We start from the raw sequence: 11338 nt of genomic DNA on the forward strand, positions 1-11338 counted from the left end.
GAACTTGCGGTGTGGCGCAAATCGAGCGCCGCGCGGGCGGCGCTCGATTTGTGCCCCTCCACAACACCCAAGGCCTGCACCCCAGACATCCAGCAAATGTTCATTCCTGATCGCGCCAGAACCTGCGCTGCCCCCGCTCCCCCTCCACCCCACCATGACTCCCTAACCGCAACCGCAGTGCGCCCTCCAAGGCCGTGTCATGAATGCTCATCCCCTGCCGCAAATAGCGCTCGATCACCTGCGCATGAGGGTGCCCGAACCCATTGTGCCGCCCGCGCGATATCAACACCCCGCGTGGGGCCATGGCCCTGATGAGCGCCTCGCCGGACGACGTGCGGCTGCCATGGTGCGGCGACTGCAGCCAGTCGATGCGCGGATCGCCCGTCGCGGCCAGCCAGGCCCGCTCGGCGCCGGCCTCCATGTCGCCTGCCAGCAGCAGCCGCTCGCCATTGGCCTCGACCCGCAGCACACAGGACCGCTCGTTGCTATTGGGCCCGGCCGGCCAGTGCCAGAGCTCGAAATCGACACCATCCCATTGCCAGCGCTCGCCACTCTTGCAGGGTTGGCCGTGCAAGCCTGCCTGCAACGCCGTCGCTTCGCCGGCAACCACCTGCTTCACCGGCAACCCGCGCTGAATGGCCCCGGCGCCCCCGGCATGGTCGGCATGGGCATGGCTGATCAGCATCAGGTCCAACTGTCGCACCCCGAGCTTGCGCAAGGTCGGCAGCACCACGCTTTCGCCCAGGTCGCTCTCCCCCATCGCGGGGCCGGCGTCATACAACAGGCTGTGCTGGCGAGTGCGCAGCAACACCGCCAACCCTTGGCCAACGTCCAGCTGCCAGACTTCGACCTGGCCATGCGGCACCTGCTCGCGTGGCGCCCACAGGGCCAGCAACAAGACCGCACCCGGCGCACGCAAGGGCACGCCCCGGGGCAACAGCACCAGCAACGCGCCAAGCCCCAACAGCAGCCCGGCCCACAGCGGCGGCGGCTCGGCAATCCACGCCGGCACAAGCCCTGCCACCTGGGCAAGCCAGCCAAACAGGCCGTGCAGCGAAACACCCGCCAGCCACAACAGCCCCTCCCCCAGCCAGGGCAGCGGCAACAGCGCGGTACCGAGCAAGGCCAAGGGCAGCACCGCCAGGCTCAGCCACGGCACCGCCAGCAGGTTGGCCAGCGGCGCCGTAAGGCTGATCGGCAGGCCCAGCGCCAGCAGCACCGGCAGCAGGCCCACGGCTATCACCCATTGCGCCCGCGTCCAGGCCTGCCATGGCCGCCAGGCGCCCAGCCGGGCAGAAAAACACAGCGCCAGCACCGCCACGGCGGCGAACGACAGCCAGAAGCCCGGCAACAGGCTGGCCAGCGGCTCGACCAGCAACACCCCCAGCAGCGCCAGCAACAAGGGCAGCCCCACGCCCAGCTGGCGAAAGCGCAGGCGCCACAGCAGTACCACCGCCAGCATCAGGCAGGCACGCTGTACCGGCACGCCAAAACCCGCCAGCCAGCCGTACAGCAGCGCCGCACCCATGGCCAGGCCGCAGGCCCAGGGCAGCCAAGGCAGGCGTCGCGGCCAGCCGCCCAAGCGGGCCAGCCCGGCCACCGCACCATAGACCAACCCGGCCAGCAGCCCGATATGCTGCCCGGAGATCACCAGCAGATGGACCGTGCCGGTGGCTTGCAGGGCCTGCCAGTCCTGGCGCGCCAGCCCCGCGCCATCGCCCAGCACCAGCGCCGCCAGGGCCGCTTCGCGCCCATGGGCATCGACCGCCAGCAACCGTTGACGGATGCTGTCGCGCCAGTCGTGGGCAGGAGCGCCCAGCCGCTCACCCGCCTTGACCGTGCCGGTCGCGCCGACCCGCCGTGCCAGCAGGGTCGCCTCGCGGTCCGGGCCATGGGGGTTGAGCAGCCCATGCGGGCGGCGCAGATTGACCGCCAGCCGCCAGTGCTCCCCGGCGCGCAATGCGGGGCCATCGAACCAGCTCAGCTGTAACCGCTGCGGCAACTCGGCGCGACGCGAACGGGCCTGCTCCAGCTCGAAGCGCACACCGTGCCCGGTGCGCGCCGGCAGGCCGACCACCCGCCCCTCCAGCCACAAGGTGCGCCCGTCCAGTGCCACGGCCAGCCGATCTTCCAGTGCCTGCTGCGCCGACCAGCACGCCCAGCAAAGCCCCAACAGGTAACAGCCAAGCGGCCAGCCCCGCGCACGCAGGCAGGCCAGCCCCAGCAATGACAGTGCAAGCAACCACCCGACCGGTGGCAGAGCAGGCAGAAAGCGCAGGCTCAACAGCCCGAGCACGAGCGCAAGCATCCCTGTGCGCATGAGATAGAGCTCCAGAAGCGAAAAACGCCCCTGAGGCTTAGCCGATCAAGAGGGAAATCTTGCTAAACAATTGTCACAAACTCTGAACGAGGCTGCGATTCAATCAAGGCATACTGACGCCCTTCGACCCCGCCGGGAGCCCACATGCCGCGCCGTCTGTTCAAACGCTACATGCCGGACCCGACCAGCATCCGGGAACACAAGTCGTTACGCTTTTTCGGCAAGCTGCTCCACGACCCCAACCTCTGGCACCTCAACCGCCACTCGGTGGCGCGGGCCATGGGTGTCGGGCTGTTCGCGGCCTTGATCCCCATCCCCATGCAGATGCTGCTGGCTGCCGCCCTGGCGATCCCGGTACGCGGCAACCTGCCCATCGCGGTGAGCCTGGTGTGGCTGACCAACCCGCTGACCATGCCGCCGGTGTTCTTCGTCACCTACATGACCGGCGCCTGGCTGATGCAGGTACCGCCGCGCACGCTGCCCGAGGAAATCACCGTCGACTGGGTCACCGACCAACTCGCAACGCTCTGGCAACCCTTCCTGCTGGGCTCGGTGGTGTGCGGGGTGGTGCTTGGCGTACTCGCCTACTTCACCACCCAGTTCTACTGGCGCTGGTGGGTGGGCCGGCAGTGGCGCCGGCGCCAGTGCCGCTGCCTACGCCCGCATGCCGCGGCCGCTGACCAGCAAGCGGATGCACAGCAGGTAGAGCAGCGCGGTAGCCACCAGCATGAAGGTGATCGCGGTGCCAATGCTGATGTCCGACACCCCTAGGATGCCGTAGCGGAACGAGTTGACCATGTGCAGCACCGGGTTGGCCAACGACACGGTCTGCCAGAACGGCGGCAGCAGGGTGATCGAGTAGAACACCCCACCCAGGTAGGTCAGCGGCGTCAACACGAAGGTCGGGATGATCGAGATATCGTCGAAATTGCGTGCGAACACCGCGTTGACGAAGCCCAGCAGCGAGAAGATGGTCGCGGTCAGCAACACCACGGCCACGGTCACGCCCAGGTGATGCACCTGCAGGTGGGTGAAGAACAGCGACAGGATCGTGACGATCACCCCCACCGCCAAGCCACGCAGCACACCGCCCAATACGTAGCCGACCAGGATGATGTGCGGCGACACCGGCGACACCATCAGCTCTTCGATGGAGCGCTGGAACTTGCTGCCGAAGAAGCTCGACACCACGTTGCCGTACGAGTTGGTGATCACCGACATCATGATCAGCCCCGGCACGATGTACTCCATGTAGGTGAAGCCACCCATGTCGCCGATCTGCCGGCCAATCAGGTTGCCGAAGATCACGAAGTACAACACCATGGTGATCGCCGGCGGCAGCAGGGTCTGCGGCCAGATACGCAAGAAACGCCGCACTTCGCGGTAGACGATGGTGTTCAGGGCCACCCAGTTGGTGCGCAGCTCCACACTCATACGGCCACCTTCGACAGGTTTTTTTCCACCAGGGACACGAACAGCTCCTCGAGTCGGTTGGTCTTGTTGCGCAGGCTCTGCACCTCGATGTTCTTCAGCGCCAGCTGGCCGAACAGCGCGGTGATGCCGATCTCTTTCTCCACCTGCACTTCCAGGGTGTGCGGGGTGATCAGCCGGCACGGGTAGCCCTGCAGCTCAGGCGCAGCGGGCAAGTCGTGCCTAAGGTCGAGCACGAAGGTCTCGACATGCAGCTTGCCCAGCAGTTGGCGCATGCTGGTGTTCTCGACGATGGTGCCGTGGTCGATGATGCCGATGTTGCGGCACAGCTGCTCGGCCTCTTCGAGGTAGTGGGTGGTGAGGATGATGGTGATGCCCTTCTGGTTGAGCTCGGTGAGGAAGCTCCACATCGAACGGCGCAGCTCGATGTCCACCCCCGCGGTCGGCTCGTCGAGGATCAGCAGGCGCGGCTCGTGGATCAGCGCCCGGGCGATCATCAGGCGGCGCTTCATGCCCCCGGACAGCGAGCGCGACTGCACGTCACGCTTGTCCCACAGCCCCAGTTGGGTCAGATACTGCTCGGCACGCTCCTTGGCCAGCTTCGGCGGGATACCGTAGTAGCCCGCTTGCGTGACGACGATGTCGAACGTCTTCTCGAACTGGTTGAAGTTGAACTCCTGGGGCACCACACCCAGGCAGCGCTTGAGCGCAGCCGGCTCGCGGTCCAGGTCGTGGCCGAACACGTTGACCGTGCCGCTGGTCTTGTTCACCAGGGTGGAGAGGATGCCGATGGTGGTGGACTTGCCGGCGCCATTGGGGCCCAGCAAGGCGAAGAAGTCGCCTTCGGCAACGTCCAGGTCGATGCCCTTGAGGGCCTGGAAGCCGTTGCCGTAGGTCTTGGTCAGCTGTCGGATGGACAGGGCGGAACTCATAGCGGGTCACGTACCGGATAAAGAATGGTTCAGGACACGCCAGGCAAAGTCACTGGCGCAGTGAGTGCGGCCATGGTGCAAGGGCCGGCCGCACAAGTACAGTCACATCTATTGATAATGACTATCGAAGTGGCGTCACGTCAGGGCAGTCATCACTGCCGCCTGGTAGGCCGGGCGTTGCTTGAGGCGCTCGTACCAGGCTTCGAGGTGGTACATCGCCGGGCGTTCGATGGGCATTTCGAACCAGGCGTAGATGAAGCTGCCCAGGGGGATGTCGCCCATGCCGATCTGCTCACCGGACAGGTATGGCTGCTTGGCCAAGGTTTCGTCGGCGATGGCCAGCAACTGGGCGCACTGCTTGTGCGCGGCATTGATCGCCACCCAGTCGCGCTGGTCTTCGGGGGTGCGCAGCAGGCCCCAGAACAGTGGACGGAACGGGGTGGCGAAGGACGAGGTGGTCCAGTCCATCCACTTGTCCGCCAGGGCACGTTGGCGTGGGTCGTCGAGGTACCAGCCCTGCTCCTGGCCGTACTCGGCGCACAAGTAGCGGACGATGGCGTTGGACTCCCACAGCACCAGGTCGCCGTCTTCGAGCATCGGCACCAGGCCGTTGGGGTTGAGGGCGCGGTAGTGGGGTTCGTTGACCACGCCGAAGGCGCCGCCGGCGTCGATGGATTCAAAGTTCAGGCCCAGCTCGTGGGCGATCCACAACGCCTTGCGCACATTGCTCGAATTCTTGCGGCCCCAGATCTTCAGCATGGCAACGTCCTTATGAATGCGGGAGGTGGGACAGTCTACTACCGGTATCCACATGTGGCAGCCGTTCATCCAATTATCTGAATGGCTTCGCCACGCAACTGGCATTTCTGCCAGTTACGCACCCGAGGCGGCTAATGTAGAACAGTCCTGACATCTGGCGGAATCAACCGCCACACATGCCATGTCAATGCCGCGAACGGGCGAATGTGTCGCTCCTCACATTAAAAATGAGACACGTATCATGAAGCCGACTCTACCGAGCAACTGGCGCTCAACTGCACTGCTCTTTCTGCTACTGGCAGCGCAATGCATAAGCGCGCAATTGGCATGGAGCCAAGCAAAAATCGACTTGAAAAATAATAACGGGACAACGTGTTCAATCAACGTTCAGGCAAATGACAAACTGCTCAAGGATACCAGCTGCAAAAACGATGAAGTCTATTACTTCAAGCTGGCCGAGGTGCTGGCAGGAACCAAGATATCGTTTTACGACCACAGAGCCGACGATAGTTGCTCTACGGGGGGGTGGTGGTTCACGGTGGAAGCGGCCAACATCTCCACCAGCACCGGCTGGGTAAAATTTTCAGACCTTCAGGCCAAATCGGAAGGCGAGTTGATTACGCCCGGTCTGTTCCTTGACAAAAAGAAGGGCGAGATCAAGGACGGTAACTTGACATGCGTCAGGAGCTCCAACTTCGACTGACCCCTCCAACCACTCATGCCTGGAGGGCGCGAAACCACGACCTCGTGCCCCTGCTCTCCTTCGCAGCCTGAAATTGCCGACCGACATCACTGCTGCCCCAAGCGGCGTGTGGGCAATCTGTTCCGAACTCCCACGGCCCCACCCTGTCAGTCATGTGGGCAGGCTATGAATCGCAGTGCGTCTAAGCTCTGTGGGTCAGCTGAACGCCCTTGGCTCAAGGAGGAAGGATTATGTTGCTGCTGTGGTTGCTGGTTCTGGTGCTCGGCGCCGCATATCTCACCCATCGCCGCCTGGCTCCACTGCAGATTCTCGGCGCGGTGGCCGCCTATGTCGTGCTGATGGGCATTTTCGGCAACGCGCCCGGCTGGTTGCTCGTGCTGATCTGGGCAGTGATCGCCGTCAAAGTCGCCTTCATCGCCCTGCCCGAATGGCGACGCAAGATATTCACCGCCCCAGTATTCAGGTGGTTCCAGCGCACCTTGCCGCCCATGTCGCAGACCGAGCGCGAAGCCATCGACGCCGGCACCGTGTGGTGGGACGGCCACCTGTTCAGCGGCCGCCCGGACTGGAACACCCTGCTCGCCTACCCCGCCCCGGCACTCACTGAAGAGGAGCAAGCGTTCCTCGACGGCCCCACCGAGCAGCTTTGCGCCATGGTCAATGATTGGCAGATCGGCCAGGACCTCGACTTGCCGCCCGAAGCCTGGACGCATATCAAGCAGCACGGCTTCTTCGCCCTGATCATTCCCAAGGAGTACGGCGGCAAAGGTTTTTCCGCCTATGCCCATTCGCAGGTGGCGATGAAACTGGCCACCCGCAGCGGTGACCTTGCCTCGACGGTGATGGTGCCCAACTCCCTGGGCCCCGCAGAACTGCTGTTGCATTACGGTACCGACGAACAGCGCAACCATTACCTGCCGCGTCTGGCCCGTGGCGATGAGATTCCCTGCTTCGCCCTCACCGGGCCCCTGGCCGGCTCCGACGCCGGCGCCATGCCCGACACAGGCATCGTCTGCAAGGGCCAGTGGAACGCGGAGGAAGTCATCGGCCTGCGCCTGAACTGGGAAAAGCGCTACATCACCCTTGGTCCGGTCGCAACCTTGCTGGGCCTGGCCTTCAAGGCCTACGACCCGGACCATCTGCTGGGCGAGCAGACCGACCTGGGTATCAGCCTGGCGCTGGTCCCCACCGACACCCCTGGTGTGGAGATCGGCAAGCGCCACCTGCCCCTGGGCGCCGCGTTCATGAACGGCCCAAACAGCGGCAAGGATGTGTTCCTGCCGTTGGACTGCCTGATCGGCGGCCAGGCCATGCTCGGCAAAGGCTGGATGATGCTGATGAACTGTCTGTCGGTGGGCCGCTCGATCTCGCTGCCCGCGGTCGGCACCGGAGCGGCCAAGTACACCAGCCTGGTTACCGGCCAGTACGCCAACATCCGCGAGCAGTTCAACGTGCCGCTGGCGGCGTTCGAAGGCATCCAGGAAGCCATGGCGCGCATCGGCGGCAATGCCTGGCTGATGGACAGCGCCCGCCTGCTTACGGCCAAGGCCGTGGACCTGGGCGAAAAACCCTCGGTGCTCTCGGCGATCCTCAAGTATCACCTTACCGAGCGCGGCCGCGAATGCATCCAGCACGCCATGGACGTGCACGGCGGCAAGGCCATCATCATGGGCCCGAACAACTACCTGGGGCGCAATTGGCAGGGCGCGCCGATCTTCATCACCGTCGAGGGCGCCAACATACTCTCGCGCAACCTGATGATCTTCGGCCAGGGCGCGATCCGCTGCCATCCGTTCGTGCTGAGGGAGATGTCCCTGGCCGGGCACGAGGATCACGTCCAGGCGCTCAAGGAGTTCGACGACCTGCTGATTCAGCACATCCTGTTCGCCGCCGGAAACGCTGCCAGCACCTTGGTCCTGGGGCTAGGGCTGGGGCGTTTCGAGAAGGTTCCGGGCGATGCCCTGAGCCAGGGCTACTTCCGCGCGCTCAACCGCCAGGCCGCCGCCTTCGCCCTGCTGGCCGACCTGTCGATGATGTTGCTCGGTGGCACGCTCAAACGTCGCGAACGCCTCAGTGCCCGGCTGGGTGATGTGCTCAGCAACCTCTACCTGGCCAGCGCCGCGCTCAAGCGCTTCCACGACCTGGGTTCGCCAGAACACATGCAACCACTGCTGCGATGGGCGCTCGAAGAGTGCCTGGGGCAGGCGGAAAAGGCCTTGGACTCACTGATTGAAAACTTTCCCAATCGCTTCATCGGTTGCGCACTGCGAGTACTTGTTTTCCCGTTCGGGCGTCGACATACCGGGCCGAGCGACGAGCTGGATGCCGAGGTGGCCGAGCTGATCGGACGGCGCAAGGGCGATCCCGCGCTCGAGGAGCTGCTGGCGGGTTGTTTCAGACCGCAGGCCGAAGATGACCCCATAGCCGCACTGCAACGGGCCTGCGATCAGCTCGCTGACCTTGCACCACTGTACAAAACGCTGCATCAGGGTTTGAAGGAACACAAGGTGAGTCCAACGCCTGGTCAATCAGTGATCGATAGCGCCGTGGCAGCCGGCGTGCTGCAAGCCGCTGAAGGCCAACTTCTGTGTGAGGCCGAACATGCGAGACGAGTGGTGATCGATGTCGATGCATTCGACAAGGAGCAGTTGTCGCTCGGCCCAGGCAAAGTGCGCTGAGCGCCATGTAGGGGTCGCGATGCGGCCCCTCCCTTCCAAAAGCGAACAGGCGTATAGTTCACCCCGATTTTTACCACCCCGAGCCCGAGGACCGCCCACATGGCAACCCCCCACCTGGAGTATCACCTGCAGCTGCTGCATCACCTGCGCACCATCCTGGCCGCGCTGGGTGAAGCCGAGCAGGTACCGGAGGAAAGCCACGCCCTGTTCCTCGAACGGTTCGACGAGTTGCTCGCCCTGCTGCCCCAGAACCCGCTGGAAAGCCAGTACCTGGGCCAGGACCTGATATGCCAGGTGATCCAGCGCTATCCGCAGATCGCCCATCTGGTACCTCGCGATCTACTGTGGTTCTTCGCCGGTGACTGTCTGCATTTCATGCCCGATGAAGAGCTCGATCTCTACCAGCAGCTCGAAGAGCGCCGCTACGAGGCACAGCAGAAAGGCGAGCCCTTCGATTGGCCCCTGGAAAGCCAGCGGATGCACCTGCCTGCCCAGGCCCTCACCCCTCACTGATGGCACCCTGGCCCGCCCCATGGGCGGGTCAGGCCAAGCCGCTCAAGGCTCGTAAACATCGTCCTGTTCGGCCAGCGGCATTTCACCCGCATGCATGATCCGGGTGCTTTCGCCACCGTTGATGTTCACGGCCACCTGATCTCCCTGATAACTGCGATAACCCGCAGTCTCTCCCTGAAGCGTGCCATTGAGCACGTCCAGTGGATCATACGAATATTTAACCTGCGCCCCTTCTTCGCCTGGCTCGGCAAGCGTTACAGAGACCAGTTGGTTGAGTACGTTGTACGTCATCTGGTTGCCCTTCTCATCCCGTGTCATGTTGCCGTTGTCGTCATAAGTCAGTTCGATGGACTTGTCGGGATACACATCGTTGTCGATCTTCCTCAGTTGCACGGGATCCCCGCCAAGCTTCAAATCGCTGGCGAAGGTATAGATGGCCAGGTTACTGCCGCCGTCGAACGTGGTGGTCACCTCCCGGATGTTGTCCAGACCGTCGAACACGAAGGTCTGCCCGGTAATCTTGTTGCCGTAAGGATCCTCTGGTCGCTCGCTACCCGTGCAGGTATAGCGCTCCAGCCGCTGTCGCTGATCGTAGATGAACTGTTCGCTTCGCAGCGTGGTGTTGCCCTGCTTGAGCACACGGGTCTGGAGCGTATCGTTTTCGTCGTAGTAGCCTTGGGTCAAGGTCTGAACGCTGCCACCCCAAGTGAATGTCCTCTTCTGCTCACGCTCGAGTTCGTCGTACTCCAAATCGGTTCTCAAGGTCTGCTGACTGGCCGAATCGCTTGTAACGTAGTTACTGACACGGCCAAATCCGTCATAAGAGAAGACTGTGCTCAAGGTGCCAAGTGTCGTTCTGCTCAATTGGCCATTGTCCGCGTTGTAAGTGTTCACCTGGGTTTCCCCAAGCACATCCTTGTAGCTCAACAGGCGCCCCTGACGGCTGTAGGAATAGGTCATCTCGAACCTTGCGCCATCCTGCTGACGATGGTCGGTCTTGAGCTGCCCGCCCTGATGATAGGTTCGTTCGAGCACCTTGACTCCAGCAACCATGCAGTCCACAAGGCGCGCATTCTGATGATCGAAAGTAAAGTCAATGGTGTCCGCTGACTTGCCATTTGACGTGTTGTTCATCAGCACTCGCTGCGTAGGCTGGTCGTGCAACTTTATTTCGTATTCGTAGCGAATCAATTCCTGGTTGGGCATGGTGACTGACGCTGGTTTGGTCATGCCCGGATCATATCGGTAGGTCTGCAACCTGCCTCCAGTGGTCGCACTGAGCTGCCTGTCCAGGCCATCGAAAGTCTGCTCTCCGAGTTTGAACTCGGCCATGTCGCGGGAGGCATCGGCAACCACGATGGAGATCGGCAAGTCTTCGCTGCTGTGCAAGGCAAAGGTGCGCGACACGACCGATCGATCGGGCAAGGTATGACTGAGGATCCGACCGAAAACATCGCGGGTGTATTCATTGATCCGCCCGTTGATGTCCTCATCATTCCTCTGCAACGTCTCCTTGACCAGCCTGCCAAGACCGTCATGCTCCTTGAGCTCCAGACTGATCAGGGTTGGTCCCATGTTGGCGTCGCGACGCTCGATCCTGATCGCATTGCCGAACAGATCCTGCATGGCAATGGACCGCGCGGTTTCAAGGCCATCGGTGCCTACGCGCCAACGGGTCACGATCGGCCCCTTATGGAGCGCCGAGCCCTGTGGGCTTGTCTGGGTCATCATCCGCGTACCGTCAGGCCCGATTACCGCCAGTTCATTACCCCAGTCGTCATATTCCCTGACGGTCTTGAGGGTCAGGACATCGGCGTCTCGCGCACCGACCCAGTCCTCCTCGATCTCCTCGACCAACTGCGCCAGTTCGTTGAACTTGGCACGATAGATGGTTCGAGCAGTGCCGGACAGGAAATCGTGATCCTGTTGCTTTTCTTCCACAGCACGCCCGAGACCATCCAGCAACGACTCGGTTACGACGCCCTTGACATCCACTCGCCGT

At 62.9% G+C, this 11338-nt stretch carries 9 protein-coding genes; 4 read left to right on the forward strand and 5 right to left on the reverse strand.

What is annotated here, in order from left to right:
• Positions 1 to 100: 100 nt before the first annotated feature.
• On the reverse strand, positions 101 to 2320 hold the full coding sequence (locus DM373_RS22595; protein ID WP_110995695.1) for a DNA internalization-related competence protein ComEC/Rec2: 2220 nt from the start codon (positions 2318 to 2320) through the stop codon (positions 101 to 103).
• Between the two features lie 144 nt (positions 2321 to 2464).
• Between DM373_RS22595 and DM373_RS22600 the strand changes: the two genes are divergently transcribed.
• Complete coding sequence (locus tag DM373_RS22600) at positions 2465 to 3091, forward strand: DUF2062 domain-containing protein (RefSeq protein ID WP_157966878.1); 627 nt, start codon at positions 2465 to 2467, stop codon at positions 3089 to 3091.
• Here DM373_RS22600 and DM373_RS22605 read toward each other — a convergent pair.
• From DM373_RS22605 to DM373_RS22615, 3 genes are all read right to left on the reverse strand, one after another.
• Positions 2975 to 3754: an ABC transporter permease gene (locus tag DM373_RS22605; RefSeq protein ID WP_110995696.1), complete on the reverse strand. Its 780-nt coding sequence runs from the start codon at positions 3752 to 3754 to the stop codon at positions 2975 to 2977. The two genes, DM373_RS22600 and DM373_RS22605, sit on opposite strands and share 117 nt — an antisense overlap.
• Positions 3751 to 4683 carry an ABC transporter ATP-binding protein gene (locus tag DM373_RS22610; RefSeq protein ID WP_110995697.1) on the reverse strand — a complete coding sequence of 311 codons (933 nt, stop codon included), beginning with the start codon at positions 4681 to 4683 and terminating at the stop codon, positions 3751 to 3753. Before DM373_RS22610 ends, DM373_RS22605 begins: the two co-directional genes overlap by 4 nt.
• A gap of 135 nt (positions 4684 to 4818) precedes the next feature.
• Positions 4819 to 5442: a glutathione S-transferase gene (locus DM373_RS22615; RefSeq protein WP_110995698.1), complete on the reverse strand. Its 624-nt coding sequence runs from the start codon at positions 5440 to 5442 to the stop codon at positions 4819 to 4821.
• A 241-nt stretch (positions 5443 to 5683) separates the two neighbouring features.
• On the opposite strand from DM373_RS22615, the gene DM373_RS22620 reads away from it, so the two are divergent.
• From DM373_RS22620 to DM373_RS22630, 3 genes are all read left to right on the forward strand, one after another.
• Positions 5684 to 6145 (forward strand): hypothetical protein, encoded by a 462-nt coding sequence (locus DM373_RS22620; protein WP_110995699.1) that lies wholly within the window; start codon positions 5684 to 5686, stop codon positions 6143 to 6145.
• Positions 6146 to 6375: 230 nt separating this feature from the next.
• Complete coding sequence (locus DM373_RS22625) at positions 6376 to 8823, forward strand: acyl-CoA dehydrogenase (protein WP_110995700.1); 2448 nt, start codon at positions 6376 to 6378, stop codon at positions 8821 to 8823.
• A gap of 99 nt (positions 8824 to 8922) precedes the next feature.
• Entirely contained in the window at positions 8923 to 9336 is a 414-nt protein-coding gene (locus DM373_RS22630; RefSeq protein WP_110995701.1) for a PA2817 family protein, read from the forward strand.
• Positions 9337 to 9378: 42 nt separating this feature from the next.
• On the opposite strand, the gene DM373_RS22635 is transcribed toward DM373_RS22630, so the two are convergent.
• Positions 9379 to 11338: RHS repeat domain-containing protein (locus DM373_RS22635; protein WP_425272607.1), on the reverse strand; the 1960-nt coding region annotated here is incomplete at its 5' end.

It is taken from the genome of Pseudomonas sichuanensis, assembly GCF_003231305.1.
In the GTDB taxonomy this organism is placed as follows: Bacteria; Pseudomonadota; Gammaproteobacteria; order Pseudomonadales; family Pseudomonadaceae; genus Aquipseudomonas; species Aquipseudomonas sichuanensis.